Annotated in this window: 12 protein-coding genes and 1 pseudogene; 4 read left to right on the forward strand and 9 right to left on the reverse strand. The window is 70.3% G+C overall.

Going from position 1 to position 16138, the window contains the following annotated elements; translation table 11 throughout:
* Positions 1-105: 105 nt before the first annotated feature.
* Entirely contained in the window at positions 106-990 is an 885-nt protein-coding gene (gene sucD, locus OKJ99_RS41055) for a succinate--CoA ligase subunit alpha (RefSeq protein WP_326023662.1), read from the reverse strand.
* An 11-nt stretch (positions 991-1001) separates the two neighbouring features.
* A complete protein-coding gene (sucC, locus tag OKJ99_RS41060; RefSeq protein ID WP_326023679.1) occupies positions 1002-2159 on the reverse strand; it encodes an ADP-forming succinate--CoA ligase subunit beta in 1158 nt (385 codons plus the stop codon).
* Between the two features lie 168 nt (positions 2160-2327).
* Here sucC and frc point away from each other — a divergent pair, with 168 nt between their 5' ends.
* The 4 genes from frc to OKJ99_RS41080 all read left to right on the forward strand — a co-directional run bounded on the left by frc (position 2328) and on the right by OKJ99_RS41080 (position 8604).
* Positions 2328-3557, forward strand: a complete 1230-nt coding sequence (gene frc, locus OKJ99_RS41065) for a formyl-CoA transferase (protein ID WP_326023663.1) — start codon at positions 2328-2330, stop codon at positions 3555-3557.
* A 3-nt stretch (positions 3558-3560) separates the two neighbouring features.
* Positions 3561-5714: an acetate--CoA ligase family protein gene (locus OKJ99_RS41070; protein WP_326023664.1), complete on the forward strand. Its 2154-nt coding sequence runs from the start codon at positions 3561-3563 to the stop codon at positions 5712-5714.
* Between the two features lie 123 nt (positions 5715-5837).
* Positions 5838-7223: an OFA family MFS transporter gene (locus OKJ99_RS41075; protein ID WP_326023665.1), complete on the forward strand. Its 1386-nt coding sequence runs from the start codon at positions 5838-5840 to the stop codon at positions 7221-7223.
* 1 nt (position 7224) lies between these two features.
* A complete protein-coding gene (locus tag OKJ99_RS41080) occupies positions 7225-8604 on the forward strand; it encodes an OFA family MFS transporter (RefSeq protein WP_326023666.1) in 1380 nt (459 codons plus the stop codon).
* Between the two features lie 75 nt (positions 8605-8679).
* Here OKJ99_RS41080 and OKJ99_RS41085 read toward each other — a convergent pair whose 3' ends face one another.
* The 7 genes and pseudogenes from OKJ99_RS41085 to OKJ99_RS41115 form a co-directional block, all read right to left on the reverse strand.
* A complete protein-coding gene (locus tag OKJ99_RS41085; RefSeq protein ID WP_326023668.1) occupies positions 8680-9834 on the reverse strand; it encodes a sugar phosphate isomerase/epimerase family protein in 1155 nt (384 codons plus the stop codon).
* Between the two features lie 83 nt (positions 9835-9917).
* A pseudogene (locus OKJ99_RS41090) lies at positions 9918-11381 on the reverse strand (alkaline phosphatase family protein); the annotation flags it as partial.
* Positions 11378-12556, reverse strand: coding sequence for a metabolite traffic protein EboE (eboE, locus tag OKJ99_RS41095; protein ID WP_326023669.1), 1179 nt, complete (start codon positions 12554-12556; stop codon positions 11378-11380). The pseudogene OKJ99_RS41090 and the gene eboE, both read right to left, overlap by 4 nt.
* 3 nt (positions 12557-12559) lie before the next feature.
* Positions 12560-13411, reverse strand: a complete 852-nt coding sequence (locus OKJ99_RS41100; RefSeq protein WP_326023671.1) for a TatD family hydrolase — start codon at positions 13409-13411, stop codon at positions 12560-12562.
* Positions 13411-14085, reverse strand: a complete 675-nt coding sequence (locus tag OKJ99_RS41105) for an EboA domain-containing protein (protein ID WP_326023673.1) — start codon at positions 14083-14085, stop codon at positions 13411-13413. The genes OKJ99_RS41100 and OKJ99_RS41105 overlap by 1 nt, the downstream gene beginning before the upstream one ends.
* A complete protein-coding gene (locus OKJ99_RS41110) occupies positions 14082-14981 on the reverse strand; it encodes a sugar phosphate isomerase/epimerase family protein (RefSeq protein ID WP_326023675.1) in 900 nt (299 codons plus the stop codon). Before OKJ99_RS41110 ends, OKJ99_RS41105 begins: the two co-directional genes overlap by 4 nt.
* Positions 14978-16138 (reverse strand): SCO3242 family prenyltransferase (locus OKJ99_RS41115; protein WP_326023677.1); only part of this gene is annotated, 1161 nt, incomplete at its 5' end. The genes OKJ99_RS41115 and OKJ99_RS41110, both read right to left, overlap by 4 nt.

Here is a 16138-nt window from a genome sequence, read left to right on the forward strand (position 1 = left end):
GGGGCATTGAATGGCTGGTGGTGCTGTGGACGGGAGGTGCCCAGCGGACACCTCCCGTATGCCAAGAGGCTTACGTAGATGGCCAGTTGGCGTCTATGAGAAGCGTCACTGCCTGTCGGCGAGGCGGTCCAGGACGAGTCGGGCCGTCTCCGTCGGCGTGGCGCCGACGCGGACGCCGACCGCCTCCAGGGCCTCCTTCTTGGCCGCTGCGGTACCCGAGGAGCCGGAGACGATGGCGCCGGCGTGGCCCATCGTCTTGCCCTCGGGCGCGGTGAATCCGGCGATGTAGCCGACGACGGGCTTGGTCACGTGCTCGCGGATATGCGCCGCGGCGCGTTCCTCGGCGTCGCCGCCGATCTCCCCGATGAGGACGATGAGTTCGGTCTCGGGGTCGGCCTCGAACGCTTCGAGACAGTCGATGTGGGTGGTGCCGATGACGGGGTCGCCGCCGATGCCCACACACGTCGAGAAGCCGATGTCGCGCAGCTCGTACATGAGTTGGTAGGTGAGGGTGCCGGACTTGGAGACGAGTCCGATGCGGCCCGGCTTGGTGATGTCGGCCGGGATGATGCCCGCGTTCGAGGCGCCGGGCGAGATGAGCCCCGGGCAGTTGGGGCCGATGACGCGGGTGCCCTGCCGCTTCGCGTACGCCTGGAAGGTCACGGCGTCGTGCACCGGGATGCCCTCCGTGATGACGACGGCGAGCGGGATGCCCGCGTCGGCCGCCTCGATCACGGCGTCCTTGGCGAAGGCGGGCGGCACGAAGACGACGGTGACATCGGCTCCGGTGGCCGCCATGCCCTCGGCGACGCCGCCGAAGACCGGGACGTCGCGTCCTTCGAGGTCGATGCTGCGCCCGGCCTTGCGGGGGTTGACGCCGCCGACGATGTTCGTGCCCGCCTGGAGCATGCGGCGAGTGTGTTTCATGCCCTCGGCGCCGGTCATGCCCTGGACGAGAACCTTGCTCTCCTGGGTCAGATAGATGGCCATGTCCCGGCTCCTTAAAGGGGATTGCCGACGAGGGCGAGTTCGGCGGCCTGGCGGGCGGCGCCGTCCATGGTGGTGGCCTGGTCGACCAACGGGTGCGCGCGCTCTTCGAGGATGGCCCGGCCGCGCGCGGCGTTGTTGCCGTCGAGGCGGACGACGAGCGGCTTGGTCAGCTGGACGTGCTCCAGGGCCTGGACGATGCCGTCGGCGACCGCGTCGCAGGCGGTGATGCCGCCGAAGACGTTGACGAAGACGGACTTCACGGCCGGGTCGGAGAGGATGACGTCGAGCCCGTCCGCCATGATCTGGGCGGAGGCGCCGCCGCCGATGTCGAGGAAGTTGGCGGGCTTCGCGCCGCAGCCCGCGACCACGTCGAGGGTGGACATGACGAGTCCGGCGCCGTTGCCGATGATGCCGACCTCGCCGTCGAGCTTCACGTAGTTGAGCCCCTTGGCCGCCGCCCTGGCCTCCAGCGGCTCCTCGTGCGTGGCCTCCTGTTCGCCCCAACGGGCGTTGCGGAAACGGGCGTTGTCGTCGAGGGTGACCTTGCCGTCGAGCGCGAGGATCTGCCCCTGCGTGGTGCGCACGAGCGGGTTCACCTCGACGAGCAGCGCGTCCTCGCGGGTGAGGACGTCCCACAGGCGTACGAGGACGTCGACGGTCTGCGGCGGCAGTCCCGCCGCCTCGGCGATGCGCGCCCCGACGGCCGAGGTGACGCCGACGGCCGGGTCGATGGGGATCCGGGCCACGGCCTCGGGCCGGGTGGCGGCGACCTCCTCGATCTCCATGCCGCCCTCGGCGGAGGCGATGGCGAGGAAGGTGCCGGCCGCGCGGTCGAGGACGTAGGAGACGTAGAACTCGGCTTCGATGTCGACGGGTTGGGCCAGCATCACCCTTCGTACGGTGTGGCCCTTGATGTCCATGCCGAGGATCTGGCGCGCCGTCAGTTCGGCGGCGGCCGGGTCGGCGGCGAGCTTGACTCCGCCCGCCTTGCCGCGCCCGCCCGTCTTGACCTGCGCCTTGACGACGACGCGGCCGCCGAGGCGGCGCGCGAACTCGCGTGCCTCCTTGGCGGATTCGGTGACCTCGGCCCGCGGGACGGGGATGCCGTGCTCCGCGAACAGGTCCCTCGCTTGGTGTTCGTACAGGTCCATTTGCGGCTCCTGTCTCAGTTCCTGCTTCAGCCCCTGATTCGGCTACGGAAAGGAAAAGTGCTGCACGCCCCCTGGACACCACCCACTCAATGCGGGATACCAGTTTTCATACAGTATTCGGCGACTGTATGCAATGTACGAGGCGCCGGTTGACCGACCGTGGACCAGTAGCGAGGTGAGTCGTTCGTGACCAAGGCACTCGAGGGTGTGCGCGTCCTGGACATGACCCATGTCCAGTCAGGCCCATCCGCCACGCAGATGCTGGCGTGGCTGGGTGCGGACGTCGTCAAGCTGGAGGCGCCGACCGGTGACATCACACGCAAGCAACTGCGTGACATCCCGGACGTCGACTCCCTCTACTTCACGATGCTCAACTGCAACAAGCGGAGCATCACCCTGAACACCAAGACAGAGCGCGGCAAGGAGCTGCTGACCGAACTGATCCGCCGCTCCGACGTGCTGGTGGAGAACTTCGGCCCCGGCGCCGTCGACCGGATGGGCTTCACCTGGGACCGCATCCAGGAGATCAACCCCCGGATCATCTACGCCTCCATCAAGGGCTTCGGCGACGGTCCGTACACCAACTTCAAGGCGTACGAGGTCGTGGCCCAGGCCATGGGCGGCTCGATGGCCACCACCGGCTTCGAGGACGGACCACCGCTGGCGACCGGCGCGCAGATCGGCGACTCCGGCACCGGCATCCACACCGTCGCCGGCATCCTCGCCGCCCTCTTCCAGCGCGAGAACACCGGACGCGGGCAGCGCGTCAACGTCGCCATGCAGCACGCGGTCCTCAACCTGTGCCGCGTGAAGCTGCGCGACCAACAGCGCCTGGCACACGGCCCGTTGGCCGAGTACCCGAACGAGGACTTCGGCGACGAGGTCCCGCGTTCCGGCAACGCCTCCGGTGGCGGACAGCCCGGCTGGGCCGTCAAGTGCGCACCCGGCGGCCCCAACGACTACGTCTACGTCATCGTCCAGCCGGTGGGCTGGAAGCCGCTCACCGAGTTGATCGGGCGGCCCGAACTGGCCGAGGACGCCGACTGGGCCACGCCCGAAGCGCGGCTGCCGAAGCTCAACAAGATGTTCCAGCTGATCGAGGAGTGGTCCTCGACGCTTCCCAAGTGGGAGGTCCTGGACAAGCTCAACGCCCACAACATCCCCTGCGGCCCGATCCTCTCCACCAAGGAGATCATCGAGGACGAGTCGCTGGTGGCCAACGAGATGGTCGTCGAAGTGCCGCACTCGGGACGCGGCTCCTTCAAGACCGTCGGTTCCCCTCTCAAGCTCTCCGACTCCCCCGTCGACGTCACCTCCTCCCCGCTGCTCGGCGAGCACAACGCGGAGGTCTTCATCGGTGAACTCGGCCTCGGGGACGAAGAGTTGCACCTGCTCAAGTCGAACGGAGTGATCTGATTGATGGCCGAGGAACGTGAGCTCAAGGTACGGGCGCTGCTCGACACCGTACGGGCCGAGGGACGTACAGCGCTCACCGCGCCCGAGGGAAAGGTGATCGCCGACGCGTACGGCATCGCGGTCCCGGGCGAGGAGCTCGCGACCGATGCCGACCAGGCGGTGGCGGCCGCGGCCCGCTTCGGCGGACCCGTGGTGCTCAAGATCGTGTCGCCCGACATCCTGCACAAGACCGACGCCGGCGGCGTCATCGTCGGCGTGGACGGCGAGGCCGCCGTACGGGAGGCGTACCAGCGGATCGTCGACAACGCGCACGCCTACGCGGCCGATGCCCGCATCACCGGCATCCAGGTGCAGGAACTGCTGCCCACCGGGCCCGACACCCAGGAGGTCATCGTCGGGTCCGTCACCGACCCGACGTTCGGCAAGGTCGTCGCCTTCGGGCTCGGCGGCGTCCTGGTCGAGGTGCTCAAGGACATCACCTTCCGGCTCGCGCCGGTGTCGGTCGACGAGTCGCTCGACATGCTCGACTCGATCAAGGCCGCGGAGGTGCTGCGCGGAGTGCGCGGCGCCAAGGGCGTCGACCGGGAGGCACTGGCCGAGCAGATCCGCCGCGTGTCCCAACTGGTCACGGATTTCCCCGAGATAGCCGAGGTCGACCTCAACCCGGTGATCGCGACCCCCAAGGGCGCGCTCGCAGCCGACATCCGCGTCATCCTCGCCGAAGGTGAGCAGAAGCAGCGGCGCAAGTACTCCCGCGAGGAGATGCTCACCTCCATGCGGCGGCTGATGCAGCCGTCCTCCATCACCGTGATCGGCGCCTCTAACGAGCAGGGCAAGATCGGCAACTCGGTGATGCGCAACCTCATCGACGGCGGCTTCACCGGAGAGATCCACCCGGTGAACCCGAAGTCCGACGACATCCTGGGCCGCAAGGCGTACAAGAGCGTCACGGACGTGCCCGGTGACGTGGACGTGGCGATCTTCGCGATCCCCGCGAAGTTCGTGGCGTCGGCCCTGGAGGAGGTCGGCCGCAAGGGCATTCCCAACGCGGTCCTCATCCCCTCCGGGTTCGCCGAGACCGGCGAACAGGAGCTCCAGGACGAGATCGTGGCCATCGCCGAGCGGTACGGCACCCGCCTCCTCGGTCCGAACATCTACGGCTACTACTCGACGTGGCAGAACCTGTGCGCCACGTTCTGCACGCCGTACGACGTGAAGGGCGGCGTCGCCCTCACCAGCCAGTCCGGTGGCATCGGCATGGCCATCCTGGGCTTCGCGCGCACCACGAAGACGGGTGTCTCGGCGATCGTCGGGCTCGGCAACAAGTCGGACCTCGACGAGGACGACCTGCTCACCTGGTTCGGCGAGGACCCCAACACCGATTGCATCGCGATGCACTTGGAGGACCTCAAGGACGGGCGCGCCTTCGTGGAGGCCGCGCGCGAGACCGTGCCGAAGAAGCCGGTCGTCGTCCTGAAGGCGGGCCGTACGGCGGCCGGCGCGAAGGCGGCCGGTTCGCACACGGGCGCGCTCGCGGGCGACGACGCCGTGTACGACGACATCCTCAAGCAGGCCGGTGTCATCCGGGCGCCCGGCCTGAACGACATGCTGGAGTACGCGCGGGCGCTGCCGGTGCTCCCGACGCCCAAGGGCGACAACATCGTGATCATCACGGGGGCCGGTGGCTCGGGTGTGCTGCTCTCGGACGCCGTGATGGACAACGGGCTCGAACTGATGGAGATCCCGGCCGACTTGGACGCCGCGTTCCGGAAGTTCATCCCGCCGTTCGGCGCCGCGGGCAACCCCGTCGACATCACGGGCGGCGAGCCCCCGTCGACGTACGAGGCGACGATCCGGCTGGGCCTTGAGGACCCGCGCATCCACTCGCTGGTGCTCGGCTACTGGCACACCATCGTCACCCCGCCCATGGTGTTCGCGGAGGTGACGGCGCGCGTCGTCCAGGAGTTCCGGGAGCGCGGCATCGAGAAGCCCGTGGTCGCCTCGCTGGCCGGCGACGTCGAGGTCGAGGAGGCGTGCCAGTACCTCTTCGACCGGGGTGTCGTCGCGTACCCGTACACGACCGAGAAGCCTGTCGCGGTCCTCGGCGCGAAGTACAAGTGGGCCCGCGCGGCGGGGAAGTTGGGGGGCGGTCGATGACGTAGGCGACCGGCGGGTCCGGTCGGCGGTGTGCGCCGACCGGACCCAGGCCCCGTGCGCACACGAAAGAAATTTGGACAGGGGGCGCTGCCCAGATCTTTCGACGCAAGGGAAACGATCGACATGACAACAACCGATCTGCCGAGTTCCGTCCCCTACAGGGAGGTGACGGACGCCAACGGCCGGATGTACCGCGTTGGCGAGAGCGACATCGACATCATGGGTCGCGGGCGCAAGTGGATGGTCATCCTGCCCTGGGTGGGCATGATGGGCATCTCGTCAGCGGAGTACGCGTTCGCGTCCGCCGAGGACACCCTGCACACCGCGCACCATTGGGACAGCGGACACATCTTCTGGATGATGACCGTCTGGGTGTTCTTCCAGGCGGCCGTGGCCATGCCCGCGGGCAGGTTGCGCGAGAGCGGCAAACTGCCGGCCCGCTGGGCCATGATGCTCGGCGCCGTGGGCACGTTCCTCGGCTATCTGTCGCTGGCCTTCGCACCGCACGTCATCGTCGCCTACATCGGCTTCAGTGTCTTCAGCGGTATGGGCGCCGGCATGGTGTACGCGACCTGCGTCAACATGGTCGGCAAGTGGTACCCGGAGCGCAGGGGCGGCAAGACCGGATTCGTCAACGGCGGCTTCGCCTACGGATCCGTGCCGTTCGTCTTCCTGTTCACCGGGTTCATGGACCTGACCAACTTCCGCTGGGTGCTGGTCTCGGTGGGTGTCCTGCTCGCCGCGATGGTCGCGGTAGCGGGCTCCTTCTTCAAGGACCCGCCGAAGAACTGGTGGCCGGCGAACATCGACCCGCTCAACCCTCCGGAGGACCCGCGGGCCCGCCGGTCGCTGGAGAAGAACCCGCCGGCGGTCAAGCAGTACACACCCATGGAGGCATGGAGGACCGGCCGGGTCGCGCTGATGTGGTTCTGCCTGGCCTGTACGTCGGGTGTGAACATCTTCGGCATCGCCTTCCAGGTCGACATCGGCAAGGAAGCGGGCTTCGCGGGCGGCATCGTGGCCACCGCGATGTCACTCAAGGCGGTCGTCAACGGCACAGGTCGTGGTGTCATCGGCTGGCTCTCCGACCGGTACGGCCGCAAGCAGTGTCTGCTCGCGGTCTGCGTCATCCTGGGCCTCGCCCAGTTCGGCATCATCTGGTCGGCGTCGGAGCAGATGCTCGCGATGTTCCTGATCTTCTCCGCGATCTCCGGATTCGGCGGTGGTGCCATCTTCCCGATGTTCGCGGCCCTGACCGCGGACTACTTCGGTGAGAACAACAACGCCACCAACTACGGAATGGTCTACAGCTCCAAGCTTGTCTCAGGACTCGGCGCGGGCATGGGGTCCGTCGTCGTCGGTGCCTGGGGGCATTCAGGTGCGTTCATCCTGGCCGGCTGCATCTCGTTCTTCGCCGGCTTCGTAGCGATCTTCCTGTCCCCGCCCGGTAGGCCCAAGAACCGTGAGGTACACCCCAACCCACACCCCCTTGGTGAGGAGATGGCTTGATATGACGGCGGAACCTGTCTCCGCTAGTAACACGGCACCGGCTACGGGGAGCCGGTACCGAGAAATCACCGACGAGCACGGCCGGATCTATCGCGTCGGCGAGACCGACCAGGACATCCTCGGGCACTCCCGCAAGTTCATGGTGTATCTGCCATGGGTCGCGATGATGGCCATCAGCGTCTTCGAGTACGCCTACGGGTCGGCCGAGGACACACTCTCGTCCGCGCACGGCTGGTCGCAGTCCAACACCTTCTGGATCCTGAGCATTTGGGTGTTCTTCCAGGCAGGTGTGGCGTTCCCGGCCGGCTGGCTGCGGGAGAAGGGCATCATGCCGGCCCGTCGGGCCATGTACGTGGGCGCCTTCATGTGCCTGTTCGGCTTCCTCGCGCTGTCGCACCTCGACAACGTGTGGCTGGCCATCCTCGGATTCGGCGTGATCGGCGGGCTCGGCTCCGGGTTCGTGTACGCGACCTGCATCAACATGGTCGGCAAGTGGTATCCCGAACGAAAAGGCGGCAGGACAGGTTTCGTCAACGGAGGCTTCGCCTACGGCTCGCTTCCGTTCATCTTCATCTTCAACTACGCCTTCGACACCTCGAACTACCACCGGGTGCTCGACATGATCGGCGCCTATGTGCTGGTCGTGGTGCTGGTGTGTGCCTTCTTCTTCCGTGACCCACCGAAGAACTGGTGGCCCTCGGAGGTCGACCCGCTCGCCAAGGGCGGCAACAGCAAGAGCGAGGCGGCCCTCGCCAAGAACCCGCCGGCCGTCAAGCAGTACTCCCCCATGGAAGCCATCAAGACGGGCCAGCTGCCGCTGATGTGGCTGAGCCTGGTCCTGACGGCAGGTGTGTCGATCTTCGGCATCTCCTTCCAGGTCGACTTCGCCAAGGAGGTCGGCTTCGGTCCGCTGGTCGCCGCCTCTTCGATGGGTGTCATGGCGGTCATCAACGGTGTCGGCCGCGCCGTGGTCGGCTGGATGTCCGACGTGTGGGGCCGCAAGCCGAGCCTGATCCTCGTGATCGTCGTCCTCGGCCTCGCCCAGTTCGGCATCATCTGGGCGGGCGATGTCCGCAGCGAGTGGCTGTTCCTGGTCTTCGCGTTCCTGTCAGGCTTCGGTGGCGGCGCGTTCTACCCGATGTTCGCGGCGCTGACCCCGGACTACTTCGGGGAGAACTACAACGCCACCAACTACGGCCTGGTGTACAGCGGGAAGCTCGTCAGCGGCCTGTTCGGCGGCGGTCTCGGCTCGATGGTGGTCGGCGCCTGGGGCTACAACGGGGCGTACGCCCTGGCCGGCGGGATATCCATGCTGGCGGCGCTCGTGGCGCTGCTGCTGCGACAGCCGGGGCGGAACGAGAAGGCGGTATCCTTGACATGATCACGTAAAGCGAGTCTGTAACAGTTGAGTGGGGCCCGGCCTTTTCGGCCGGGCCCCACTCATGTGCGCTGTGCGCTACTTCCGCAGGGCCGCGAGGTTGTCGTAGCCGATGCGGGCGTGGGTCAGGGACTGGGCGGGGTCGGTGGAGCTGGGCGCGTTGTCCTGCTCGACCATGGGGTTGTGGTAGTTGCGGGCGCCGACCCGCTTGAAGAACGTTCGGTAGTCGATGACACCTTCGCCGAAGGGCACCATGTCGTAGCCCATGCCGTTGGTGTCGTTGCGGGTGCCGTCCTTCGCGTGGAAGAGCGGGTAGCGCGCGTTGTGGGCGACGACGAGGGCGGCCGGGTCGAAGACCTTCTCCCGTGTGGAGCCGTCGTGCGCGGTGTAGGTGTGGAACTTGTACTGGGCCACGTGCGCCCAGAAGATGTCCATCTCCAGCCACACCGTCTTCGGGTCGCTGACCCGCAGGAAGTACTCCAGCTTGCGGATGCCGGAGCTGCGGGTGGGCCTGCCCTGGTCGTCGAGCGGTCCGCCGTCGAGCAGGAATCCGTACGCGGCGTCGTGGTTGTGCGTGTAGAGCTTGAGGCCCGCACGGTCCGCGATCCGCCCCAGCGCGTTCCACTTGTCGGCGGCGACGTCCCAGTCCGCCTTGTACGAGCTGCCGGTGGGGTCGCCGCCGGTGCCCATGTGGTCCATGCCGAGGATGTTCGCGATCTCCAGGTGCTTCTTGAACTGGTCGGTGTCGGCCTGGGTGAGCGGCCAGGACGCGGGGATGAAGCCGTGGTTGCCCTGGGCGCGCAGGCCGTACTCGTCGAGCCACGAGCGCAGCAGTTTCGCGCCCGCGACGGACTCCAGGTTCGCCCCTCCGGGCGCGTTGGCGTGCTGGCCGTAGCCGGCGAACTCGACCTGCTTGTACCCGTAGCGGGCCAGCTCCTTGAAGACCTCGCGGAAGCCCGAGGGCAGGTTGCTGCTCAGCGGGTCGCGGCCGGTGGCGTCGCGCACGGTGTACAGGATGATGCCGCGCTTGTCGGCGGGGACCAGCCTGGTACCGGGGCCGCCGCCGGAGGAGCCGGGCGCCGGCTGGGCGAGTGCGGGTGCGGCGCCGAACACGGGCGCGGCGATGGCGGCGCCGGCGACCGCGGTGCAGGTGCTGAGGAAGCGGCGGCGGTTGATGCCGAGGCGGGATCTGAGGGCCTCGTCGGGGTCGGGGGTGGTGTGGAGTTCGGTCACGGTGTCTTCCTTCGATCCGGTGATTCCGGGCTCAGGGCCCGGGCCTTGTCAGTGGCTTGTGCTTCACTCTCTGTAACTGCTCCTCCTGCCAGGGCGAGGAGCAGGGCTTTCACTTCGGTGGCCGCGACGCGGCCGGAGAACACGTGGGGGGTGGAGCACAGGATGAGCGGACCTTCCTCCTCGCTCGCCGGGAGCCGGCCGTGGCTGCCGCGAATAGGCGAGGCGTCCAGCGGGACGACCGCCATGCGATAGCGCATGCCGAGCTTCTTGCGGGCGAGGGCGGTGGCCGCCTTGACCTTCACATAGGGGTCGAGGGGGTCCATGAAGAGTTCGACCGGGTCGTAGCCGGGCTTGCGGTGGATCTCGACGAGCTGCGCGAAGTCGGGCGCGCGGGCGTCGTCGAGCCAGTAGTAGTACGTGAACCAGGCGTCGGCCTCGGCGATGGCGACGAGCTCGCCGGAGCGCGGATGGTCGAGCTGGTGCGCCTTCTTGCCCTCGTCGTCGAGGAGTTGCTCGATGCCGGGCAGCTCGGCGAGCGCCGCGCGCGTGGCGTCGAGGTCCTCGGGGCGGCGTACGTAGATGTGCGCGATCTGGTGGTCCGCGACGGCGAAGGCGCGGGAGGCCATCGGGTCGAGGTACTCCATGCCGTCCTGCGTGTGCACTTCGAGCAGTCCCGCGCGGCGCAGCGCCCGGTTGATGTGGACGGGGCGGTCGGCGCGGGTGATGCCGTACTCGGACAGGGCGACGACGGTACGGCCCTCGGCGCGGGCGTCGTCCAGGAGCGGGGCGAGGGCGGCGTCGAGGTCGGCGGCCGCCCGGTGGGAGCGCGGGTCGTCGGGGCCGTAGCGCTGCAGGTCGTAATCGAGGTGCGGGAGGTAGCTCAGGATCAGGTCGGGGTGGCTGGTGGCCAGGACGTGGCGGGTGGCATCGATGATCCACCGGCTGGAGACGAGGTCGGCGCCCGGGCCCCAGAAGTGGAACAGGGGGAACGTGCCGAGCTTGTCGGTGAGTTCGTCGTGCAGGGCCGGGGGCCGGGTGTAGCAGTCGGGTTCCTTGCGGCCGTCGGCGTAGTAGACGGGACGGGGGGTGATCGTGATGTCGGTGTCGGCGCCCATGGCGTACCACCAGCAGATATTGGCGACCGTGTAGCCGGGGTGGGCGCGGCGGGCGGCGTCCCAGAGCTTGTCACCGGCGACGAGACCGTTGTGCTGGCGCCACAGCAGTACGTCGCCGAGTTCGCGGAAGTACCAGCCGTTGCCGACGATGCCGTGCTCGGCGGGCGTCGTGCCGGTCAGGAAGGTGGACTGGGCGGCGCAGGTGACCGCGGGCAGCACGGTGCCGAGCGGGGCGCGGGACCCGGACCGACCGAGCCGTTCGAGGTTCGGCATGTGCTCGAGCAGACGGGGGGTGAGACCGACGACGTCCAGGACGAGGAGCGGGGTAGGCACCTCAAGCCCCGCCGGCGATTGAGGCGCGGGGTCCGGGGCGGAGCCCTGTGGCGTGGGGCCGGAGCCGCCCCGGGCATCAGACGACCGACCGGAGGTCATGGCAGCTCCTTGAGGCCGAGATCGGTCAACAGGTCCCGCGCCAGGGCGAGTTCGGCGGCGATGCCGTCGGCGAGCTGGGGACGCCCGCGCGGGCGCAGGGCCGGCGGCAGCGCCTGCCAGGTGTAGGTCTCGACCTCCAGGTGGCGGGTGAGCGGGTGGGTCCCGCCGACGAGGCGGGTCAGCGTGTCCTTGAGGACATCGAGCGTGGAGGTGAGGGGAGCCGCGGGGGCGGCGTGCAGCGGGACGTGGAAGTGGGCGCGCCAGGGCACGCCCTGCGGCAGGCCCTGCCCGTCCGCCGACAGGGCTTCGCCCAGGTCGTCGACGCCGTGCAGGGTGCCGTCGGCGCGGGCGCGGGTCTGGTGCAGGAAGCGGGGTTCGTCGAACGCGGCGAGTGCGGCCCGGACTTCGGGCAGATGGGGGTGTTCGGCATGGAGGGCGGCGGAGAGCTGTGCCTTCACGACGGGGACGCGGGCGGTGGCGAGGGCGTCGAGCGCGGCGTCGGGCTGTTCGAAGGAGGTGGCGAGGTGGCAGGTGTCCAGGCACAGGCCGATGCGGTCGGCGCGGGCGACGTCGGTGAGGGGGCCGATGGCGTCGCCTGTGGTCTCGACGGTGCAGCCGGGTTCGGGTTCCAGGCCGACGCGGATCGAGCGGCCGGTCAGCTCCTCGATGGTGTCGAGGCGTTCGGCGAGGGTGCGCAGGGCGGCGCGGGCCCGTTCGGCGCGCTGCGGGTCGTGGGCGGTGCGCCAGGCGAGCGGCAGGGTGGAGACGGTGCCCTCGGTGGCGTCGGCGGGCAGCAGGGCGCCGAGCAGCCTGGCCAGGTCGACGGTGTGAGTGAGGCGCTCCTCGTCGGCCCAGTCCGGCTTGTAGACGCGGTACTTGACCTCCGCGGCACCGAAGCCTTCGTAGGGGAAGCCGTTGAGGGTGACGACCTCGAGGCCGCGCCGGTCGAGTTCGGTGCGCAGTCCGCGCAGCGCGGTGGGGTCGGTGATCAGGGCGCGGGCGGCGTCCCTCGCGAGCCACAGGCCGATGCCGAGGCGGTCCCTGCCGAGGCGTTTGCGCACGGGTTCGCAGTGGTCGCGCAGTTGGGCGAGGACGCCGTCGAGGGTCTCGGCGGGGTGCACGTTGGTGCAGTACGCGAGGTGGACGGTGGAGCCGTCGGGGTGCCGGAAGCGCATGGGTCACTCACCGCCGCGCAGGATCGAGTTGCCTTCGTGGGTGGCGGGTTCCGTCGCCGGGACGTCGAGCCGAAGGCGGTCGCTGAGTCCGTAGAACGCGACCGGGTTGCGCCACAGCACGCGGTCGACGTCGTCGGCGGTGAAGCCGGTGGCGAGCATGGCGTCGGCGACCTTGCGGGTCTTGAGCGGGTCGCTGTTGCCCCAGTCGGCCGCGGAGTTGACGAGGACCTTCTCCGGGCCGTGGGCGCGCAGGATCTCCACCATCCGCTCCTCGTCCATCTTGGTGTCCGGGTAGACGGAGAAGCCGAGCCAGGCGCCGGAGTCCTTCGCCTCCTTGACGGTGGTCTCGTTGAGGTGGTCGATCAGGACACGGTCGACGGGCAGCGCGGACTCGCGGACGACGTCGAGGGTGCGTCGCAGGCCGGCGAGCTTGTCGCGGTGCGGGGTGTGCACGAGGGCGGGCAGGCCGTGGTCGGCGGCCAGTTGCAGCTGGGCGGCGAGCGCGGTGTCCTCGGCGGCGGTCATGGAGTCGTAGCCGATCTCGCCGACGGCGACGACGTGGTCCTTCACGAGGTAGCGGGGCAGCGCGTCCAGGACGGGGGTGCAGCGCGGGTCGTTCGCCTCCTTGGGGTTGAGGGCGATCGTGCAGTGGTGCGCGATGCCGTGCTGGGCGGCGCGGAAGGGCTCCCAGCCCAGGAGGGAGTCGAAGTAGTCGTAGAACGAGGCGGGCGAGGTGCGGGGCTGGCCGAGCCAGAAGGCCGGCTCCACCAGGGCCCGGACTCCGGCGGCGTGCATCGCCTTGTAGTCGTCGGTCGTGCGCGAGGTCATGTGGATGTGGGGGTCGAAGAGACGCATCAGGACTCCTTGCCGTGGGGGTCGGCCCGGCCGTCCTTCAGGGGCTCGGGCGCGGTGAGGGCCAGGACGCGGTGCAGGTCGTCGGGGACGGGGCGCCCCGCGGCGGTGCGTTCGTCGGCGAAGTCGCCCAGCATGCGGGCGAGTTCACCGTCGCCGAGGGCGCGCTCGGTAAGGCGCGCCAGGGCGTCCACGGGCACCCCGGTGAACAGGCACTTGAGGACGGCGTGCCGCCATGCGTGGGCGGGCAGGTGGGCGGCGGCGTACGGCCCGACGGCGGCTTCCACCAGGCGGGTGTCGTTGGCGCGCAGGGCGTCCTCGATCAAGGGGAGGGCGCCTGGGCCTTCCACCAGGTGGGGCAGGGCGAGCAGTACGGCGCGGCGTTCGGCGGCGGTGCCCTGCGTGTACAGCGCGGTGAGCGTGGCGGTGTCGGCGCGGGCGGCGTGCAGCAGCAGGAGCCGGGCGGCGTCCGCGTGCTCGTCGCCGGTGCGGCGGGCGGCTTCCGCGAACCGTAACTCCCATGGTTCGACGCCATGTTCGGGTGCGCCGGGGGCGGGGCGCGCGGCCGCGTCGGCGAGCGCCGCGTGCAGCCAGGCGTGGGCGGTGGCGTCCAGCGCGGCGTCGAGGCGTGCGCGGACGGTACCGAGGGCCGGGAGGGAGCCGGTGCCGTACGTCATGGTGTGCCTCCTCGTGGCGCCGGCCGGGTCACGGAGCGCAGGAAGTCGAGGGACCGGGCTGCCAGTTGGGGGCCCGCGTGGGAGTGGCGGGGCAGTTCGACGACGGTCAGGCCCCGGTAGCCGGTGGCGGCGAGGGCGTCGAGCACGGGCGGGAAGTCGATCTCCCCTTCCCCGAACGGCAGATGCTCGTGCACGCCCCGGCGCATGTCCTCGATCTGCACGTGCCGCAGCCAGGGCGCCGCCGCGCGGACGCAGTCGGCGACAGGCAGCGGCTCCAGGCACTGGCAGTGCCCGATGTCGAGGGTCAGACCGAGCCCTTCGGGGCTGCCCAGGTCACGGCGCAGCCGGTGGAAGTCGGCGATCGTGCCGAGGAGATGGCCAGGTTCGGGCTCGATGGCGAGAGGGACGCCGGCGGTGTCGGCGGCCTCCAGTACGGGGGTGAGTGCCGCGGCGAGGCGCTTCCAGGCGGCGTCCGGGGCGGTGCCGTCGGGGGTGACGCCGCTGAAGCAGTGCACCGCGTGGGCGCCCAGGTCGGCGGCGACCCGGACGGCGCGGACGAGCAGTCGGATACGGGCGGCCCGGGCATCGGGGTCCGGGTCGAGGAGGGAGGGGCCGTGCTTGCGGCGTGGGTCGAGAACGTACCGGGCGCCGGTCTCCACGGTGACCGTGAGCCGATGCCGGTCCAGGGCACGGGCCACCTCGCGGGTGCGGGCCGGCAGGTCCGGGGCGAGGGGGTCGAGGTGCATGTGGTCGAGGGTGAGCCCGACACCGTCGTAGCCGAGATCGGCGAGGAGCCCGAGGGCATCGGCGAGCCGCAGATCGGTGAGGCCGTTGGTGCCGTAGCCCCAGCGGGGTGGGGTGTGGTCGGGGGCGGGGGCGGGCCCGGTCGAGGTCATGTGACGCTCACCCTCTTTGCGAAGCGGCGGGCGAGTGGGGCGAGGGCGAGGGTCGCCAGCGCGGTCACCGGGGCTCCGGAGCGGGCGGACAGGGCGGATTGGAGGGGGACGAGCGCGCGGATGCCGGCGCCGACGGCGCGTTGGGTGAGCGGGGGCGAGGGGTTGAGGGCGGCGTGGAGGAGGGGTCGCAGGGCGGTGACGGCGTACACGGCGGCGGGGACCGCGACGGTGATCGGGGCGGGACTCGTGGGACGGCCCCGTCCGGAGCGAGTCGGTGACGCGGGCGGGGCCTCCTCCGGAAGCGGCCGCCGCGCCCGCGTGGTGAGCAGCGTCGCGGCGATCGCGCCACCTACGGCCAGCGCCTCCAACGGACCGGCACTCGACCCGCCCTGGGCCTCGGTACGGGAGACGGTGGTGACGGCTGTGGTGTGGACGGCGAGGGTGGCGGCGGCGGTGAGCGCCGGGGCCAGGGGGCCGAGGACCCCCACCGAAGAGGTGACCCCGGCGCGGACCGCCCTCAAGCCACCACGCGCCCCCGCCTGGGCTGCGGCCGCGGCGGGGAGCAGGCCCGCGATACCGGACGCCCTCGCCCCTTCGGTGGCCCCCACAAGGGTCGACTTCACGACGCCACGCGCCCCCGCCCCGGCGGTCGCCGCAGGGACGGCCCGGCCCAGGACGCCACGCGACCCCGCCGGGGCCGACGCCGCCGCTCCCATCAGCAGGTCGAGGCCGCGGGCCGCGCCCATCGCCGCCGGGCCCGCCGCGGTGCCCTTGAGGCGCAGGTCGTACGCCCACACCGTCGCCGCGAGCGCCGTGGCCAGCGCGCCGGTCGTCCGGCCGGCCCGGCAGGCCAGGGCGAGGCCGGTCCCGGTGAGCACCCCCGCCGCCGCCAGGGCGTGGGCGGGGCGGACGCGGCCGGAGGGGAGCGGGCGGTGCGGGCGGTCGCGGGCGTCCTCGTCCCGGTCGGCCCAGTCGTTGAGCGTCATGCCCGCCGCGTACAGGCTGACGGAGGCGCCGATGGCGAGGAGCGTGCCGCGGGTGGGACGGGATCCCGTGGCGGCCGCCCCGGCCAAGGCGTCGCCGGGCACGGTGAACAGGGCCGGGAACCGGAGCAGTTCGGCCCAGGCCCGGCCCCGGCCCCGGCCCCGGCCCCGGCC

Source organism: Streptomyces endophyticus (assembly GCF_035798155.1).
Lineage (GTDB): Bacteria > Actinomycetota > Actinomycetes > Streptomycetales > Streptomycetaceae > Streptomyces > Streptomyces endophyticus.